This window comes from Streptomyces sp. NPDC044064, assembly GCF_056434245.1.
Genome location: NZ_JBWKFN010000014.1, coordinates 1 through 16,551, shown reverse-complemented (window position 1 = coordinate 16,551; position 16,551 = coordinate 1). Strand labels below are relative to the sequence as shown.

Below are 16,551 nucleotides of genomic sequence, written 5' to 3'. Positions count from 1 at the left end.
AGTGCTCATGCCGCAGATCACCGTCGACTACTCGAACACGATGGAGGCCGCCTTCGACCGCGCCGGTTTCGCGCGGGCGCTGCACGAGGCGACCGTGGAGATCGCGGCGGCCAAGCCGGAAGCCTGCAAGACGCAGTTCCGGCCGGGCGCACTCACGGCGTACGGGTACGAGGACCCGGCGGAGCACGGGCACGCCATCGTGCACGTGACCATCGGGCTCCTCGCCGGCCGCAGCGACGAGACGAAGGCGATGCTCACGGAGACCGTGCTGGAGCTGCTCCGCAAGCATGTGGCGGACAAGCGCTTCGCCCTGCACGCCTCCGCCGAGATCCGCGACCTGGATCCGTCGTACCGGAAGTTCGACCGGTAGCGGTCCGCGCTCCTCAGCGCGCCAGGAACAGCAGCCGGCCGACGAGCTCCGCGAAGGGCCCGTCGGCCGGTTCGTCCTCGGCCATGGTGCGCAGCAGCGCGGCCATGTCCGTGTCGTGGGCGGCGCTCACCGCCGTCAGGGCGGCGAAGTCGTGCACGAGCTGCAGCTCCAGCTCGGCGCGCGGGATGCGGCGGCCGTCCAGCCAGATCAGCGCCGTCGACTCGGCGAGCGAGATCCAGGAGCGGACGACCAGTTCCATGCGCGGGGATGCCTCGGTGACGCCCAGATGCGCCAGGATCTGCTCGTAGGCGGCCTGCCGTACGGAGTCGATGAGGGCGTTGGTCGTCGAGGAGCCGACGGCCGGGCCGCCGCGCATCAGCGCCGAGAAGCCGGGCCCGTGCTCGTCCACGAAGTCGAAGAAGCGGCGCATCACGCGTAGCAGCCGGGCGCCGAGCGAACCCTCGTGCGGCTCCGCGAAGCGGGCCGACAGATCCTCCGAGGCGCGCTTCAACGCGGCCTCGTACAGGCTGAGTTTGCCGGGGAAGTAGTGATAGACGAGCGGGCGCGAGATGCCCGCCGCCGACGCTATCTCGTCGATCGAGACCTCGTCGGGCGAACGGCGGCTGAACAGGTCGAGTGCGACACCGATCAGCTGCTGCCGCCGCTCCTCGACGCCCATCCTGCGGCGAACCCCGGTACTCATGCGAACACCTTACCGATCGAATCCGGCCCGGAACGGGCCGGACCAGCGCCGGTGTTCACACGGGTCCGTCACATGTCCAGCACAAGTCGCTCACTTCTGGCCCGTGACACACAGATGAGCATCGAGTCGGCACGCTCCGCATCCGTCAGCAGCTCGTCCCGGTGGTCCACCTCGCCCTCGACCACCCGCTGTTGACAGGTCCCGCAGAAGCCCTGCTCGCAGGAGTAGGCGGTGTCGGGCAGTTCGCGGCGTACGGCGGCCAGCACGGTGGAGTCCGCGGGGACCGGCAGCGTCCGTCCGCTGCGCCGCAGCTCCACCTCGAACGCGCGGTTGCCGTCGGCCGACGTGCGCGGCGCGAACCGCTCCAGGTGCAGCGTGGCGCCCTCGGGCAGCCGTGCCTCCACCGCCTCCATCAGGCCCTCCGGGCCACAGCAGTAGACGGCGGTCCCCTCCGGAACACCCGCGAACAGCGCCTCCAGGTCCGGCCGCCCGTCCTCGTCCTCGGCGACCAGCGTCAGCCGGTCCCCGGCGAGCCCCCGCACCTCCTCCAGGAACGGCATCGAGGCCCGCGTCCGCCCGCCGTACAGCAGCCGCCAGTCCGTGCCGTCCGGCAGGGCCCGCAGCATGGGCAGGACCGGTGTGATGCCGATGCCGCCGGCGACGAAGACGTACGAGGGCGCCTCGACCAGGGGGAAACGGTTCCTCGGTCCGCGCACCTCCAGCTGCATGCCCTCGGTGAGCTGCTCGTGCACCTCGCGCGAGCCGCCCCGGCCGTCCTCGACCAGCCGGGTGGCCACCGTGTAGGAGGCCCCGTCCTCCGGGTCCCCGCACAGCGAGTACTGCCGTACGAGCCCCGACGGCAGCACCAGGTCGAGATGTGCGCCGGGCTCCCAGCGCGGCAATCCGCCGCCCTCCAGGCGCAGTTGCACGACCCCGTCGGCGACCGTCTCGTGCCCGGTGAGCAGCAGCCGCAGCGCCCGCGAGCGGGGGCGTCCGGAGACGGGCGGGTCCAGCGCGGGCAGCGGCCACAGCGGCGAGACCCGGACGCGGCGGCGCAGGGCCCGCCGGGTCAGCAGGGCGGCGCCCGCGACGAGCGCGACGGTGCGCAGCTTCGGCATCACGGCCCTGTCTTTTCGGCCGCGAGCGCGGCGGGGGAGGAGGCCAGGTAGGCCACCGCCTGGGCGGTGGAGCCCTCCTGGGAGGGGTGGTAGGCGTGGCTCAGGTAGCGCGGGATGGACTTGAGCATGGCACCGGTCGTGGGCAGGGTGCCCCGGCGGCCGCTCCGGTGGAACTCCTTGAAGGAGGCCTTGCCGTCCACCAGGGTGGGGTCGTTCTCCATGAAGAAGCGGGCCCCGCGCTGCCACAGGAACACCAGCGCGCTGAAGGCCGTCGCCCAGGTGCGCACCCGGCGCCGGTAGCTGCCGTCGACATGCATGAACAGGTCGAAGGCGACGGAGCGGTGCTCGACCTCCTCGGCACCGTGCCAGCGCAGCAGGTCCAGCATGGTCGGGTCGGCGCCGCGCCGGTCCAGTTCGGCGGCGTTGAGCACCCAGTCGCCGAGGAAGGCGGTGTAGTGCTCGATGGCCGCGATCAGCGCGACCCGCTCCAGCAGCCACCAGCGGCGCGCCCTGCCCGGCGGCAGCGTGCGGTCGCCGAGCAGCTTCTCGAAGAACCAGTCGACCTGCGCGGTGTACGGCGTCGGGTCGAGCCCCAGCTCCCTCAGATGCGGCAGGACCTCGTCATGGGCCTGGGAGTGCATCGCCTCCTGCCCGATGAAACCGACGACGTCCTCGCGGAGCCGGTCGTCCCGGATGAGCGGCAGTACCTGCTTGTACACATGCACGAACCACCGCTCGCCGGCGGGCAGCAGCAGGTGCAGCACGTTGATCGTGTGCGTGGTGAACGGGTCGCCGGGCACCCAGTGCAGCGGTGTGTCCTCCCAGGAGAAGGACACGTTGCGGGCCTTGAGCGGTATGCGCTCGGACTCCACCGGCCGGGCCTGCGTGTTAGACATGGCGTCAATGTACTGACGGGTAGGTCATCTGAGAACCCCCGTGCGGCACCTTGTTGACGCGAGTGTCAGCTAGCGCAGTCCGCCGACCTGCCGGCCGTCCGTCAGGGTTCCCTTCAGCTGTGCCTGCGCCCCCTGCTCGGCCCGGGCCACCAGCAGCGGTCCCGGACCGGACGCGGTGATCCCGCCCGTCGCCCGGATCGACGCGGTGTCCTGGCTGCCCGCGGCCAGCAGGTACCAGTGCCCGGCACGGGACTTCCACAGCACCCCGGCCAGGACGTGCGGGTCGCGCGGACCGCAGGACCGTGGGTCCGTGCCCTTGGCCACGACAGCGCCGACCGGCCCGCCCGGGGTCCGGAACTGGGCCATTGCGGCCGTACCGTCGCCGCGCCAGGTCTCGGCCCTGGTGCACACCCACTCGGCCGCCCCGCTCCCGTCGGGCAACGGCTGGTTCGCGAACGCCCAGGCGTTGACGCTGCGCACCCCCGCGGAGCGCTCCGCGGAGAGCGAGCAGGCGAACGGCGCCCAGGCGCGCAGACCCTCCGCGCCGGACGCCTCACCCGTGGCGCCCGGACGTCCGGCGGTGAGGTGGGCCGGGACCAGCTCACCGAGGTCCGTGGCGAGCCGGGTGCCGGAGGCGTCGGTCAGCTGGAGCACGTGCCACGAGGTGCAGCTGCCGGGCTGCAGGGCGGAGCTGGCCATCGGTGTGGTGACGCCGTCGGTGACGGTGAGGGGTGCCGCGGCCGCGGCCGGCTTCGTCAGGTCCCGCTCGGCGGCCTTCTTCACCCAAGGGGCGATCAGATAGCGGACGTTGCCGTCGGAGCGGCCGAGTACCAGCACGCTCGCCTCGGCGCCGGTCGCGCCGTCGACGCGGGCGAAGTCGAGGGCGGCGCCCGTGGTGCCGTCCGTGGGCTCGGCGTAGCGGACGATGCGCAGGCCGTCGTAGAGGACCGCCACGCGCGCGTTGTCCACCTTGCCCGCGTACAGCAGCTGGGGCGGGCCGGCCGGGGCGCCGGTCTGGGTGCCGGGGGTGGCGGAGACGCGGACCGTCTCCCCGGGCCGGGCCCAGACGGCGAGGGCGCGGCGCAGCAGGGCCTTGTCGCCGGTGAGCGGGCCGCGCGCGGGCCACACGGAGAAGTCGTCGCGGGCCGCCGACTCCCACACGGTCGGGGCGGCGCGGGTGAGCTTGCCGGGGTCCAGGGCGGCCTCGGCCGCCGGGTTCTCCGCGTAGACGGGTGCGGCGGCGCCGTCGGGACCCCAGCCGTCGCCCGGCATGGCCACCAGCGCCCCGCACACCGCGAGCGCGGCCGCCGCGGCGAGCGCGGCCTTGGTGTGCTGGCGGCGGCGCATCAGGTCGGTGGGGCGGGCCTGCAGACAGCAGGGGTCGAACTCGGGGGAGGTGAGCAGGGCGTCCTGCGCGGGTACCCCGTTGGCCTCCGCCAGTGCGGACTCGGGACGGTCGACCCCGGCGGACTTGAGGATCCTGCGGATGTCCGCGTCGGGCAGCTTCTCCAGGCCGCGCAGCACGTAGGCGGCACGGGCCGGGCCGGACAGGGCGGACAGCCGCTGGTCCAGGGCCAGTTCGTCGGCGCCGCCGGAGCGTGGGAACAGGCGAAGCCCCCACACCTGGGGGAGCAGCGGCGGCAGCTGGGAGAGCCGCGGCAGGCCCTTGCGGGGGCGGGCCGCCTCCAGTGCCGCACTCAGGACCCGCAGGCGCAGGAACGCGTACCCGGGGTCGCCCTCCCGGCCCGTGGACTGGGCCGGGATCACGGACGTCTGCTTGCGGCCCCGGGGCAGGGCGCGCTGGACCAGTGCGTGGGCCGTCAGCACCCGGCGGCTGCGGCCGAGGGCCGGTGGCAGCACCAGGTGGGCGAGCCGGACCAGCCGTGGGTAGTGCTCGACGAGCGCGGCCTCGGCCTGTTCGACGTCGACGACCGGGCCGGTGGCCCCGGCGGAGGAGGGTGCGTGACGCTGGGCTACATCCTGTGACTGCACGTCCGGGAGAACGAGTGAGCCGTTGATTGGTCACCGCCAAGCGGGTGACTCACTCCTCCGGTTCGACCAGCAGCCGCGCGTAGTTGGCCATCGACCGCTGGTAGCGGGGCAGATGAGGGGCGAGGGCGCCGAGCACGAGGGAGAGGCCCTCGCGGTCGCGGCCCAGGCTGGACAGGCACAGGGCGAGACAGCCCCGTACCGCGTCGTCCAACTCGTCCGAGGGCGCGTCCAGTTCGGGGGTGAGGAGCTCGACGCCCTCCTCGGCCTGCCCGATGTTCCGCAGGGAGGACGACAACTGGATCTTGGCCCGGCGTCCCTTGTAACCGCTCAGCCCGCCCGCCAGCGCCTCCCGGTACAGCGGCACCGCCTTGTCCGAGTGTCCGGTGGAGTCCCAGGCGCAGGCCTGCTCGAACGGGGCCAGCGGACTGCCCTCGGGCAGCTCGGCGACGAGCTTGCCGATCACGGCGCGGAACTCGGCCGCCCGCTCTTCGGGATACTCGTCGAAGGTCGCCCAGGCGGCGGTCACGCGGTCTTCCCAGTCTTGGTTCACCGGGTCACCCTCGCACACCTGTGCCCACCCCGGCAGCGGATTTGAGCGTACCGCGGCCCGCAGCCGTATCCGAAGGAGCTGGGGCATGCTTGGCCCACCAGGACCGGAGGAACGGATGAGGTTGACGCGACTGATGATCGGCGCCGCTGCGGCACTGACCCTGGCGGGCTGCGGGTCGAGCGGCGACACGAAGGCGGTGCCGCCCACCGCCACGGGCAGTCTGGAGAGCCTGGCCGCCGAGGTGAAGTGCAAGCCGAACATGCAGACCGACGCCGACGAGATCCGCCAGGCCATCTGCAAGAACACCGACGGGCAGTTCATCCTCGCCACCTTCGCCACCGACCGCGGCCAGCGCGAGTGGATCAACGACGCGAAGGACTACGGCGGTTTCTACCTCGTCGGCCGCAAGTGGGTCGCCGTCGGCGACGACGGGGTCGTCAAGGCGCTGCGCGGCACGCTCGGCGGCGACCTCGAGGTGGGCACGGACCACCACGCGCACAGCGGCTGACCTGTCCGGGGCACGGGGAAGACGCGGCACAGGAAAAGACGGAGCACAAGAAAAGCGGGCGGTGGGAGATTCCCACCGCCCGCTTTCCCAGGGGGTTGTCACTGCATGGTCGCTACGCGCATCGCTGACCGTTGTTGATGCAGTTCGCGATCTTGTTCGCCAGGCCGCCGGTCGTGACGCTGATGAAGTCGTCGTGGTCGGTGGCCGGCTTGTGGAGCTGCTCCGGGAAGCCGTCCACCGCGTAGGCGTTCTTCACCTGGCCGTTCTGAACGGTCGGCGGGGTGATGTTGTACACCAGGCGCATCGTCAGCTGCGGGATCGCCTTGAAGCCGTTCCCGCAGACACCGCTCGCCGGGTCGGCGAAGGCCACGTGCGTGCGGTGGTTGGCGCTGTCGATGTTCTGGCCGTCCCAGCAGCTCTGGAAGGCGAACGTACGCACCACCTGGCTGCCCTGCGGGCAGATCGGGTACTGCGACGTCAGCTGCACCTTGTTCTCGAAGCCGGTGCAGCTCCAGTGCGCGTTGGCGTTGGCCAGACCGTTGGTGGTGGTCTTGGCGTCACCGGTGATGATGCGCAGGAACTGCGGCATCGCGACGACCTTGCTGGCCGGGCTGCCGACGTACTTGATCTGCGCCGAGACCGGCGTCAGGATCTTGCCGACGTTGCCTTCCTTGCCACCGCCGTCCTTGTTCTGGTCGAAGTCCTGCGTGCCGTCCTGCACGCGGACCACCGGCCAGTAGTACGACGACAGGTCGTTCCGGTTCTGGCAGCTGGTGCCGCCCTGCAGGAACGTCTGGTTGCTGGAGAACGCGTTGACCTTCTGGTTGCCGACGTAGTCGTGCAGGTGGTGGGCACCGTTGGCCACGCCGGGCGCCACGATCACGTTGTCGGTGTTGTGGTTCTTGTTCGCGTTCACACCGCAGCGGGTGGTGAAGGTGCCGTTCGAGGCGTTGTTGCCGCGCACCGGCTTGCCCTGGACGTTCGCGGCGACCTTCGTGATGTCCACGAAGTCGGCCGCGACCGGGCCGTTGCCGGCTTGTCCGCCGATGTTCTGCTGCTGCCCGCCGGCCTGCTGCTGCCCGCCGGCCTGCTGCTGGCCGCCGTTCTGCTGCTGGCCGCCGTTCTGCTGCTGGCCACCGGTGTTCTGCTGCTGTCCGCCGTTCTGCTGCTGACCACCGGCGGTGGTCTGGTTGGCGGTCTGCGTCGTACAGGCGGCGAGCTGCTTGAGCGAGTTGTCGAAGGAACCGCCGACCCGCTGGATGTCGATCCTGATCCGGTCGATCGTCGCGGCCCGCTTCTCCTTGAGGGGGCCGACGATCGCGTTCTGCACGAAGCTCGGATCGTTCGTCTGCGACTGCCGGGTGGAGGCGAGCCTGGAGTAGGCCTCGGTGATCTGCTTGTCGAGGTTCGCCACCTCCATCGCCACGCCCTGGCGGGCCTGGTTCGGCACGTTCGTCAGCTTCTGGCCGACGTCCGGGCAGGAGATCGTCGCGACCTGCGCCGTCGCGGCCTTGGTCTGGTTGCCTCCCCACGACTGGTTGTTCGACTCGTGCGCCGAGGCGTAGAAGTTCGCCCAGATCAGCCCGCCCCCACCGAGCGCTAGGGCCGCCGATGCGGCTATGGCCTTGGTGGCCAGCGGCGTACGGCGTTTTCGTGTGTTGCGTCCCATGGAACTCCTCTGACTTCCTTGCGGGGCAGCATCGAGGCGCCCGACAGGAGTGAAGCGGCGTCCATCCATACGGACGCCGCCTCAGAGGTGTTCAGCCCGCTCACAAATTAGTCAGCGGATTACCCCACACTCGGGATTCAAATGCCCCCTGAGCAGCGGAAGTTGAATTTTCGCTCAGCGGTCGCGGTCGAGGTGGGCGAGCACGGCCAGAACGCGCCGATTGTCGTCGTCCGACACCTCAAGGCCCAGTTTGCCGAAGATGTTGGAGGTGTGTTTGGCGATGGCCCGTTCCGTCACCACCAGTTGGGCCGCGATCGCCGCGTTGGACCGGCCCTGCGCCATCAGCTCCAGCACCTCCCGCTCCCGCGGGGTGAGGTTGCCGAGAGGCCGGTCGTCGGCCGCCCGCCGCGACAGCAGCTGCTGGATCACCTGCGGGTCCATCGCCGTGCCGCCCGCGGCCACCCGGCGTACGGCGTCCACGAACTGGTCGGCGTCGAAGACCCGGTCCTTGAGCAGATAGCCCACCCCGCCGCTGCCGTCGGCGAGCAGCTCCCGGGCGTACAGCTGCTCCACGTGCTGGGACAGGACCAGCACCGGCAGCCCGGGCCGCTCCCGCCTCGCCTGCAGCGCGCACTGCAGCCCCTCGTCGGTGTGCGTGGGCGGCAGCCGTACGTCGACCACGGCGACGTCCGGCTGCGACTCGGCCAGCGCCCGGGTGAGTTCGGGCCCGGACTCGACGGCCGCCGCGATCTCGAAGCCGTAGGCCTCCAGCAGCCGGACCAGTCCGTCGCGCAGCAGGAAGAGGTCTTCGGCTAGGACAACACGCACGGGATCTCCATGGTTACCAGGGTGGGACCGCCCGCGGGGCTGCTGACGGCCAGGACGCCGTCGAATGTACCGAGCCGCCGCTCCACGCCGGCGAGCCCGGAGCCCGCCCCGATCGCGGCACCGCCCCTGCCGTTGTCGGTGACCGTGATCCGCAGCGTGGTGCCGGCGTGGTGCAGGTCCACCCAGAGCCGGTCGGCACCGGAGTGCTTGACGGCGTTGGTGAGCACCTCGCTGACCGCGAAGTAGGCGGCCGACTCGACGGGCGCGTCCGCGCGGCCGGACAGCTCCACGCTCACCTCGCTCGGCAGGGGCAGCCGCAGCGCCAACGCCCGCACGGCGTCCCCGAGTCCGCGCTCGGCCAGCACCGGCGGATGGATGCCGCGGACCAGGTCGCGCAGTTCCTCCAGGGCCTCCACCGAGTTCCGGCGGGCCTGGGAGAGGAGCTGCCTGGCCTGCGCCGGGTCCCTGTCCAGCAGCATCTCGATCGTGCCGAGGTCCATGCCCATCGCGACCAGCCGGGCCTGCGCCCCGTCGTGCAGGTCCCGTTCGATGCGGCGCAGTTCGGCGGCCGAGGTGTCCACGGCGTCGCGCCGGGTCTCGGTCAGCACGCGTACCCGCTCGGCGAGTTCCTTCTGGCCTGCGCCGAGGACGGCCCGGGTGAGCCGGAAATGGACCGTCAGCAGGCGCGGGGTGAGGCGGTAGGCGGCGACCAGCAGGACCGCGCCGGTGGCGGCGGCGCCGAACGCGGACGGCTGGCCGGTGACCGGCACGAAGCCGTACCAGTACGTCTCGTCCTTCGCGAGCACCCGCCACAGCCCGGCCGCCACCGCGAACCCCTCGAAGGGGTAGAAGAGCAGGACGGCAGGCAGCAGCGCCGTCACGAAACCGGCCGTCATGTCCACCGGCAGCCACAGCACGTCCCGCCGGACCTGCGGGTCCCGCAGCAGGGCGAGGGTCCGCGTCCACGGGTTGGCGCCCGCGGGGACCGGCCGGTAGGCCGACGGTATCCGTATCCCGCACCACTCGGCCGCGAGTTCCCGGCGCTTGTCCGCGAGGGCCCGCACCGCGGTCAGGACCGGCGGAGTCGTGACGATGCCGACGCCGAGCGGGATGAACGCGACGGAGACGAGGGTCAGGACCAGGAACAGCACCGAGAGGGGCAGCACGGCCACGGCCAGCGCGAGTCCCTGCACGGCGGCCAGCAGTACCTCTCGGGTCCGCGCCCGGGCACGGCCACTCTTCGGTTCGGTGTTCATGCCGCAAGTCTCGCCGACCCGTGGGCCCCGGTCAGTGGGCCGAAGACCCATGTCAGGGGGTGGTGCCGGCTACACCCCCGCCCGCTGCCAGCACCTTCGCCTCCACCTCCGGGGCCAGGCCCTTGCCCGTCCGGTCCGGGCGCTGCGGCGCGGTGCCGCCGATCTCCGTCAGCCACCGCCAGGTGTCCGCGACGGTCTCGCCGGCCGGCCGGCACACCAGTCCCGTTTCCAGCGCACGGGACACGTCCGCGCGGTGCACCGCGTCGTACATCTCGCCGCCCGGGGGCACCCACACCGGCAGCTCGGTCCACGGCTCGATCCCGGCGTCCAGGATCACCTCCGGGTCGGTCCAGCGCAGTTCGGCGTCCGCGCCGGTGACGTCGACGCACGCCCGCAACAGCTCACCCATCGTGGTGTGGCCCGGCGGGCTCACCAGGTTGCAGGGCCCGCTCAGCTTCTGTTCCACCGCGCCCAGGAGCCAGTCGGCGAGGTCGCGCACGTCGATGTACTGCACCGGCAGCTCCTGCGGCCCGGGCGCCAGGACCGGGCCGCCGCGGGCGATCCGGGTCAGCCACCAGGGGAGCCTGCCGACGTTCTCGTACGGGCCGAGGATCAGCCCGGCCCGCACCAGCAGCGAGCCCTCCGCGCCGAAGGCCTCGACGGCGGCCAGTTCACCGCCCCGTTTGTCGCGTGCGTAGTCGGTCGCCTCCGCGTCGGCGGCGGCTCCTTCCACCAGCGCGGTGTCCTCGCCGGCTCCCGCGGGCCAGGGCCAGGAGTACACCGACCGGCTGGAGACGTACACGTACCGTCCGGCACGGCCCCGCAGCAGCCGTGCCGCCTCGTGCACGGCACGCGGCGCGGCCGACCAGGTGTCGACCACGGCGTCCCAGGTGCCGTCGTCCGCGGCGAGGGCGGCCAGGCCGCCGGCGGCGGTGCGGTCGCCGTGCAGCGACCGCACCCCCTCGGGGGGCCGGTGCCGTCCCCGGTGGAAGACGGTCACCTCCCAGCCGCGCCCGAGCGCGGCCTCCACGACGGTCCGCCCCACGAACTCCGTACCGCCCAGCACGAGAAGTCTCATGCCGGGGAGCGTGCCCGGTACGGGCCCGGGAGGGAAGGCCTGTCTGCCGTCGGCAGACAGGCCGGGTCAACGCCCGGTCGGTGGGGTGTACTTGTAGCCGACCCGGCGCACGGTCTGGATCGTCTGCCGGTGCTGGGCGCCCAGCTTGCGGCGCAGCCGGGCTACGTGGACGTCGACGGTGCGTCCGTCGCCGACGTGGCCGTACCCCCACACGGTGGTGACCAGCTGGTCGCGGGTGTGCACCCGGTGCGGGTGCGCCACCAGGTGTGCGAGCAGCTCGAACTCCAGGTAGGTGAGGTCGAGTTCGAGGCCGTCGACGCTCGCGGTGCGCTGCACGGGGTCGATCCGCACCAGCGGGTCGCCGTCCGCCTGCGCGACCTCCTCCGGCTGGTCCGGCACCGCGACCGGCAGGAACGGGAGCCGCTGGTCGGCCGGGACCAGCACCAGGTAGCCGACCATCGGCGGCTGGCCGGGCAGGGTGGGCAGGGTGTGCTGCGGCGCGGGCAGCCAGGTGGCACCCGGCGGCAGGAAGTCCGCCACGTCCACGACCTCGTCCCGGTCGACGGCCCGCAGTCGGTGCCGGGTGCCGCTCTGGGCCTGGGGGGTGAGGGTGGCGGTGGAGAGGGAACGAGTGGTCGCCATGAGAGGTCAGCTCTTTCGCGCGAGAAGTTCGTCGGGCAGGACGACGGCCGCGATTCGTGGTCGGGCGCGCCGGGGGACGTACGTCGTTCCGCGCTGGCCGAAGGCCGGGGTGTACGGCTTTAGAGGGCCTGCGCGTTCAACGCGCGGCAACACACCCGGTCGAAGTCGTGGTGCTGACGGGAAGGCCAGAACGGCTCGAGGTCATGGCGACCTGTCGCGATGTGCTTCTGAAAGCTGGCCATGTGCTCATTGAAGCAGACGAGTGCGCCGGACAGGAGCCCTCTCTCACTGCTTGGACGCTTCCTTGGTGTGAAGTTGACGTTGCGTCCCTTCACCTGCCGATTTGCCGTCTCACTCCTTGGATGTGGGTACGCGAAAGGGGCACCCGCCGTGACGGCGGGCGCCCCTTTCGGAGTCCGGGATCAGACCTGGCCGGCCTTCTCCAGGGCGGAGCAGCAGGTGTCCACCAGGAGGCGGGTCACCACGTACGGGTCGACGTTGGCGTTCGGGCGGCGGTCCTCGATGTAGCCCTTGCCGTCCTTCTCGACCTGCCACGGGATGCGGACCGAGGCGCCGCGGTCGGAGACGCCGTAGGAGTACTCGTTCCACGGGGCGGTCTCGTGCAGACCCGTCAGGCGGTCGTCGATGCCGGCGCCGTAGTTCTTGACGTGGTCGAGCGGCTTGGAGCCCTCACCGAGCGACTCGCAGGCGGTGATGATCGCGTCGTAGCCCTCGCGCATCGCCTTGGTGGAGAAGTTGGTGTGCGCGCCCGCGCCGTTCCAGTCGCCCTTGACCGGCTTGGGGTCGAGGGTGGCGGAGATGCCGAAGTCCTCGGCGGTGCGGTAGAGCAGCCAACGGGCCACCCACAGCTGGTCGGAGACCTCCAGCGGGGAGACCGGGCCGACCTGGAACTCCCACTGGCCGGGCATGACCTCGGCGTTGATGCCGGAGATGGCGAGACCCGCCTTCAGACAGTTGTCCAGGTGGGCCTCGACGATCTCGCGGCCGAAGATCTCGTCGGCGCCGACACCGCAGTAGTAGCCGCCCTGAGGGGCCGGGAAGCCGCCCTCGGGGAAGCCCAGCGGGCGGGCGCCGTCGAAGAAGGTGTACTCCTGCTCGATGCCGAAGATGGACTCCTGCGCGGCGAACCTCTCCGCGACCTCGGCCAGCGCGGCACGCGTGTTGGAGGAGTGCGGGGTCATGTCGATGTCGAGGACCTCGCACAGGACGAGGATGTCGTCGCCGCCGCGGATCGGGTCCGGGCAGGTGAAGACCGGCTTGAGCACACGGTCCGAGGAGTGCCCCTCGGCCTGGTTGGTCGAGGACCCGTCGAAGCCCCAGATCGGCAGCGCGTCGAGACCGACGGGGGAACCCGTGATGATCTTCGTCTTGGAACGCAGCTTGGCCGTCGGCTCGGTGCCGTCGATCCAGATGTACTCAGCCTTGAAGGTCACGGGGCCACATCCTTCGGGGTGGGTGCGGGTGCACTCGCGGGTGCTTGCGGCGCTGCGGCACTGGGGCGCCGCGTCGATCTGCCGCGCAGCCTGTCAACAGGCGATTTCCCGGTCGTTGCTCTTATGTGAACCCCGTGTTACCTGGTGGTTCTGTGTCCCGGGTCACCTTGTGAGGGCCGGACCAGCGGGGTATGGGTGCTCACTCATGCCCCTCGGCCGCGGCCTCCCGGACTCCCTCCAAGAATCCCCGGATCGCCGCCAGCTGACGCTCGTCGTACCCGCGCAGGAGCTCCAGCGACCGCTCGATCAGCGGGCCGAAGAACGCCTGGCCCAGCTCGACCGCGCGCTCCTCCACCTCCACCACGACCCGTCGCCGGTCCCGCTCCCCGCGCACCCGCCGGACCTGCCCGGCCCGCTCCAGCCGGTCCACGAGCGCGGTGGTCCCCGCCGAGTTGAGCCCCAGCTCGGCCCCGAGCCGCCCGGCGGTCATCTCCTGGCCCGCGCGCCGGGCGTCCATGAGGGCGATCAGGGCACGGACGTCGGTGGGATGCATGCCGTTCTGGTTCGCGAACCGGGCGCTGTGCAGGCCGAGTTCGACGGCGACGGCCCGCAGCAGATGGACGGTCTCCATCCCGGGCGCCGCGTCGGGGCGGGGCGGGGTCGGCATACGGATCCTCCGGCGTATCATCTCGCTCAACAAGTATCTTGCTCAGCGAGATAATAGGGGGTTCCTCCGTGCCGAGGACGAACGTGTACGACGCCGACGCCTTCCGGGTTGCGTACGACAAGGTGCTGGCGAAATGGCCGGCGGACCGCGAGGCGCTCACCGTCGCCACGCCCTTCGGTGACACCCGGGTCAACGTCTGCGGCCCGCGCGAGGCGCCGCCGCTGCTCCTGCTGCCGGGCGGCGGCACCGCGACCTCCGCTTCCTGGTACGCCCAGGCCGCCGACCTGGCCCGCGTCCGGCGCGTCTACGCCCCGGACCTGATCGGCGCCCCCGGCCTGAGCATCCCGGCCACCGACCGCCACCCCCGTACGGTCGCCGACCTGGCTTCCTGGCTGGACGCCCTGCTGGACGGCCTCGGTGTGACGTCGGCCGACGTGGGCGCGCACTCGTACGGTGCCTGGATCGCCCTGCATCACGCCCTGCGCGCACCTGCTCGGGTACGCCGCCTGTTCCTCCTCGATCCGACCCTGTGCTTCGCCGGATACAAGACGGCGTACCTGCTCCACGCCCTGCCCATGCTGCTGCGGCCCGCACCCCGCCGGGTCCGCGCGTTCCTGGAGTGGGAGACCGGGGGAGCGTCCCTCGACCCCGAGTGGCTGGCCCTCCAGGAGGCGGGCGCGGGCTTCCCGTCCGCGAAGCCGGTGACGGACCCCCGCCCGGCGCCGGACGCGCTGCGCGCCCTGGAGGTGCCGGTCCTGCTGCTCGTGGCAGCTAACAGCAGAACCCATGACCCCATCACAGTGACGGGCCGGGCCGCGGCGATGCTGCCGCACGTGGAGACCGTCGTACTGCCCGGTGTCTCCCACCACGCGCTGCCGCAGGCGGCCTCGCCCGGCCTGGCCCGTCACCTCACCGATTTCCTGTCCGGTGGCTGAACCTCACCCCACCTTCTCGATCACCGCGCGGCGGATGAGGAACTTGCCCGGCTCCCGGACCTGTTCGAAGGCCGCGTTGTTCAGCAGCACACAGCTGCCGGAGACCGAGGTGACCTTCACCGTCGTGGACTTGTTGTTGTCCAGGTTGGTGACCTTCAGGGTGGTGCCCGCCGGGAACTGGTTGCTGGACGCCGCCGGGGCACCGCCCTCGCCGGAGAGCGTGACGGTGGAGCCGTTGCACACCTGCTGACCGGAGGCCGCGGCGGCGCCACCGCCGTTGTTCCCCGCGTTGCCGGCCTGCTGGTTGCCCTGCTTGCCCGCGTTGCCCTGCTGACCCGCGTTGCCCTGCTGGCCGGCGTTGCCCTGCTTGCCCGCGTTGCCCTGCTGGCCGGCGTTGCCCTGAGCCGCCTGAGAGCCCTGAGCCGACTCCCCAACGGTGCATCCGGCAGCCTTCTGCTGGACCTCGATCTGCTTGATGACCGCCTCGCGGTTGGCGATCCGGGCCGCCGACTGCGCGTCCGGCTTCGCCTTCTGGTCCGCGATGAACTTGTCGTTGTTGCCGTGGGCCGTGGCCAGCCCCTGGCACACGGTCGAGTTCCCGGCGGACAGCGTCTTGGCGTTCTGCGGGCTCTGCGCGGCATTCGAGGTGGTCGCCAGCGCGAAGGCTCCGCCGCCCGCCACTGCCGCGGCGCTGACGAGCAGCGCGATCTTCTTCTTCGTGCCGAGAGTTCTCCTGCGCGACATCCGCGCCTCCTGAAGAGGTAGGGGAGCGTACGCCGCTATGTACGAGATCCCGAACGAGGTTACTCAGCGGTTGCGGGACTTTGCCGAAGTAACCTGCGTCACAGGGGAGTTGAGCATCGCTCAGCTCTTCTTCCGGGAGAGTGCCTCCTGCACGGCCTCCTCGGTACGGGCGACCAGGGCGGTTCCGTCGTCGGCCGTGATGATCGGGCGCTGGATGAGCTCGGGGTGCTCGGCGAGGGCCGTGATCCACCGGTCCCGCGAGGCGTCGTCGCGCGCCCACTCCTTGAGCCCCAGCTCCTTGGCCGCGGCTTCCTGGGTGCGGGTGATGTCCCACGGTTCGAGCCCGAGCCGGTCGAGCACGGCCCTGATCTCGTCCTCGTGGGGCACGTCCTCCAGATAGCGGCGGACGGTGTAGTCGGCCCCCTCGGCGTCCAGAAGGCTGAGCGCGCTGCGGCACTTGGAGCAGGCCGGATTGATCCAGATTTCCATGCGGCCCACGGTACGCGAACCCCGCTGCCCACCTGCGGTCACCGTCGGCTCTGTTCGAATTTCTGCCGTCTCACGCGTACCTCCCGAACCTGCGGTGACGCAATGACAATTTCCTTGCTGACCTGGACCTTTGGTGGACGTTCGGACTCCCTGATTGTCAGTGCCCGGCAGTAAACTGGAGGCAGTGTTCGAGGGAATCGCCGGAGCCTTCCGGTGCTGCCCCGACCGCGACAGGAGGATGCCCGTGCCCGCTGCCGCCCTGAAGACCAAGCCGTTGCCGACCCAGTCCACCGCCAAGCGTTCCGTCCAGCTCGACTCGCCCTACGTGCCGATGCAGAAGCGTGCCCTGCCGGCCGGGCGGCCGCGCGCGTGGTACGTCACGCACAACCGGCGCCTGAAGGCCATGCGCCTGGCCATAGCCCTGCTCGACCTGGGGATCTACCTGCCCGACCAGGCGCGCAACGAGACGATCCGCAGCACGGCGGAGAAGATCGGCGTGCACCCGCCGTCGGACACGACGTGCCACATGGTGCGGGCGTTCATGCGGTACTCGCGCTGAGCCGAGGTGGGGGGGGGGGGGGGGGGGGGGGGGGGGGGGGGGGGGGGGGGGGGAGAGGGGAAAAAAAAACACCAGGAGGGGGGGGGCAAGAGA

General features: G+C 71.4%; 18 protein-coding genes. 4 read left to right on the top strand and 14 right to left on the bottom strand.

Translation table 11 applies throughout. The features are described 5' to 3' along the window. Positions 1–7: 7 nt before the first annotated feature. On the top strand, positions 8–370 hold the full coding sequence (locus tag AC07DS_RS22815; RefSeq protein WP_479147935.1) for a 5-carboxymethyl-2-hydroxymuconate Delta-isomerase: 363 nt from the start codon (positions 8–10) through the stop codon (positions 368–370). Between the two features lie 13 nt (positions 371–383). Here AC07DS_RS22815 and AC07DS_RS22810 read toward each other — a convergent pair whose 3' ends face one another. The 5 genes from AC07DS_RS22810 to AC07DS_RS22790 all read right to left on the bottom strand — a co-directional run bounded on the left by AC07DS_RS22810 (position 384) and on the right by AC07DS_RS22790 (position 5,647). Next, positions 384–1,073 carry a TetR/AcrR family transcriptional regulator gene (locus tag AC07DS_RS22810; protein ID WP_479147933.1) on the bottom strand — a complete coding sequence of 230 codons (690 nt, stop codon included), beginning with the start codon at positions 1,071–1,073 and terminating at the stop codon, positions 384–386. 68 nt (positions 1,074–1,141) lie between these two features. After that, positions 1,142–2,191 carry a PDR/VanB family oxidoreductase gene (locus AC07DS_RS22805; RefSeq protein WP_479147931.1) on the bottom strand — a complete coding sequence of 350 codons (1,050 nt, stop codon included), beginning with the start codon at positions 2,189–2,191 and terminating at the stop codon, positions 1,142–1,144. Further along, positions 2,191–3,087 (bottom strand): metal-dependent hydrolase, encoded by an 897-nt coding sequence (locus AC07DS_RS22800; protein WP_479147929.1) that lies wholly within the window; start codon positions 3,085–3,087, stop codon positions 2,191–2,193. The genes AC07DS_RS22805 and AC07DS_RS22800 overlap by 1 nt, the downstream gene beginning before the upstream one ends. Positions 3,088–3,156: 69 nt before the next feature. Beyond that, positions 3,157–5,079 (bottom strand): hypothetical protein, encoded by a 1,923-nt coding sequence (locus AC07DS_RS22795; protein ID WP_479147927.1) that lies wholly within the window; start codon positions 5,077–5,079, stop codon positions 3,157–3,159. A 49-nt stretch (positions 5,080–5,128) separates the two neighbouring features. Continuing rightward, complete coding sequence (locus AC07DS_RS22790) at positions 5,129–5,647, bottom strand: tetratricopeptide repeat protein (protein ID WP_479148285.1); 519 nt, start codon at positions 5,645–5,647, stop codon at positions 5,129–5,131. A gap of 97 nt (positions 5,648–5,744) precedes the next feature. Here AC07DS_RS22790 and AC07DS_RS22785 point away from each other — a divergent pair, with 97 nt between their 5' ends. Then, the gene (locus AC07DS_RS22785; protein ID WP_479147925.1) at positions 5,745–6,137 is read left to right on the top strand and encodes a hypothetical protein; all 393 of its coding nucleotides are present in this window, start codon (positions 5,745–5,747) and stop codon (positions 6,135–6,137) included. Positions 6,138–6,249: 112 nt separating this feature from the next. Here AC07DS_RS22785 and AC07DS_RS22780 read toward each other — a convergent pair whose 3' ends face one another. The 7 genes from AC07DS_RS22780 to AC07DS_RS22750 all read right to left on the bottom strand — a co-directional run bounded on the left by AC07DS_RS22780 (position 6,250) and on the right by AC07DS_RS22750 (position 13,731). Continuing rightward, on the bottom strand, positions 6,250–7,806 hold the full coding sequence (locus AC07DS_RS22780) for a DUF1996 domain-containing protein (RefSeq protein WP_479147923.1): 1,557 nt from the start codon (positions 7,804–7,806) through the stop codon (positions 6,250–6,252). A gap of 174 nt (positions 7,807–7,980) precedes the next feature. Then, a complete protein-coding gene (locus tag AC07DS_RS22775; RefSeq protein WP_479147922.1) occupies positions 7,981–8,634 on the bottom strand; it encodes a LuxR C-terminal-related transcriptional regulator in 654 nt (217 codons plus the stop codon). Continuing rightward, positions 8,619–9,890, bottom strand: coding sequence for a sensor histidine kinase (locus AC07DS_RS22770; protein ID WP_479147920.1), 1,272 nt, complete (start codon positions 9,888–9,890; stop codon positions 8,619–8,621). The genes AC07DS_RS22775 and AC07DS_RS22770 overlap by 16 nt, the downstream gene beginning before the upstream one ends. 52 nt (positions 9,891–9,942) lie before the next feature. Further along, positions 9,943–10,968 carry an NAD-dependent epimerase/dehydratase family protein gene (locus AC07DS_RS22765; protein WP_479147918.1) on the bottom strand — a complete coding sequence of 342 codons (1,026 nt, stop codon included), beginning with the start codon at positions 10,966–10,968 and terminating at the stop codon, positions 9,943–9,945. A gap of 66 nt (positions 10,969–11,034) precedes the next feature. Continuing rightward, on the bottom strand, positions 11,035–11,610 hold the full coding sequence (locus tag AC07DS_RS22760; RefSeq protein ID WP_479147916.1) for a winged helix-turn-helix domain-containing protein: 576 nt from the start codon (positions 11,608–11,610) through the stop codon (positions 11,035–11,037). 422 nt (positions 11,611–12,032) lie between these two features. Beyond that, positions 12,033–13,064, bottom strand: coding sequence for a glutamine synthetase (glnII, locus tag AC07DS_RS22755; protein ID WP_479147914.1), 1,032 nt, complete (start codon positions 13,062–13,064; stop codon positions 12,033–12,035). A gap of 199 nt (positions 13,065–13,263) precedes the next feature. Next, complete coding sequence (locus tag AC07DS_RS22750) at positions 13,264–13,731, bottom strand: MarR family transcriptional regulator (RefSeq protein WP_479147913.1); 468 nt, start codon at positions 13,729–13,731, stop codon at positions 13,264–13,266. Between the two features lie 68 nt (positions 13,732–13,799). Between AC07DS_RS22750 and AC07DS_RS22745 the strand changes: the two genes are divergently transcribed. Then, positions 13,800–14,666 carry an alpha/beta fold hydrolase gene (locus tag AC07DS_RS22745; protein ID WP_479147911.1) on the top strand — a complete coding sequence of 289 codons (867 nt, stop codon included), beginning with the start codon at positions 13,800–13,802 and terminating at the stop codon, positions 14,664–14,666. A gap of 3 nt (positions 14,667–14,669) precedes the next feature. Here AC07DS_RS22745 and AC07DS_RS22740 read toward each other — a convergent pair whose 3' ends face one another. Both AC07DS_RS22740 and AC07DS_RS22735 read right to left on the bottom strand, forming a co-directional pair. Next, positions 14,670–15,410, bottom strand: a complete 741-nt coding sequence (locus AC07DS_RS22740) for a hypothetical protein (RefSeq protein ID WP_479147909.1) — start codon at positions 15,408–15,410, stop codon at positions 14,670–14,672. A 120-nt stretch (positions 15,411–15,530) separates the two neighbouring features. After that, positions 15,531–15,899, bottom strand: coding sequence for an arsenate reductase family protein (locus AC07DS_RS22735; RefSeq protein ID WP_479147907.1), 369 nt, complete (start codon positions 15,897–15,899; stop codon positions 15,531–15,533). Between the two features lie 244 nt (positions 15,900–16,143). Between AC07DS_RS22735 and AC07DS_RS22730 the strand changes: the two genes are divergently transcribed. Continuing rightward, positions 16,144–16,458: a hypothetical protein gene (locus AC07DS_RS22730; RefSeq protein ID WP_479147905.1), complete on the top strand. Its 315-nt coding sequence runs from the start codon at positions 16,144–16,146 to the stop codon at positions 16,456–16,458. The last annotated feature ends 93 nt before the right edge of the window (positions 16,459–16,551 follow it).

Coding starts and splice junctions, on each gene's coding strand:
- AC07DS_RS22800 (WP_479147929.1), bottom strand. CDS start 3,087: ATGTCTAACACGCAGGCCCGGCCGGTGGAGTCCGAGCGCATACCGCTC.
- AC07DS_RS22740 (WP_479147909.1), bottom strand. CDS start 15,410: ATGTCGCGCAGGAGAACTCTCGGCACGAAGAAGAAGATCGCGCTGCTC.
- AC07DS_RS22780 (WP_479147923.1), bottom strand. CDS start 7,806: ATGGGACGCAACACACGAAAACGCCGTACGCCGCTGGCCACCAAGGCC.
- AC07DS_RS22760 (WP_479147916.1), bottom strand. CDS start 11,610: ATGGCGACCACTCGTTCCCTCTCCACCGCCACCCTCACCCCCCAGGCC.
- AC07DS_RS22785 (WP_479147925.1), top strand. CDS start 5,745: ATGAGGTTGACGCGACTGATGATCGGCGCCGCTGCGGCACTGACCCTG.
- AC07DS_RS22805 (WP_479147931.1), bottom strand. CDS start 2,191: ATGCCGAAGCTGCGCACCGTCGCGCTCGTCGCGGGCGCCGCCCTGCTG.
- AC07DS_RS22735 (WP_479147907.1), bottom strand. CDS start 15,899: ATGGAAATCTGGATCAATCCGGCCTGCTCCAAGTGCCGCAGCGCGCTC.
- AC07DS_RS22810 (WP_479147933.1), bottom strand. CDS start 1,073: ATGAGTACCGGGGTTCGCCGCAGGATGGGCGTCGAGGAGCGGCGGCAG.
- AC07DS_RS22750 (WP_479147913.1), bottom strand. CDS start 13,731: ATGCCGACCCCGCCCCGCCCCGACGCGGCGCCCGGGATGGAGACCGTC.
- AC07DS_RS22770 (WP_479147920.1), bottom strand. CDS start 9,890: ATGAACACCGAACCGAAGAGTGGCCGTGCCCGGGCGCGGACCCGAGAG.
- AC07DS_RS22765 (WP_479147918.1), bottom strand. CDS start 10,968: ATGAGACTTCTCGTGCTGGGCGGTACGGAGTTCGTGGGGCGGACCGTC.
- AC07DS_RS22815 (WP_479147935.1), top strand. CDS start 8: ATGCCGCAGATCACCGTCGACTACTCGAACACGATGGAGGCCGCCTTC.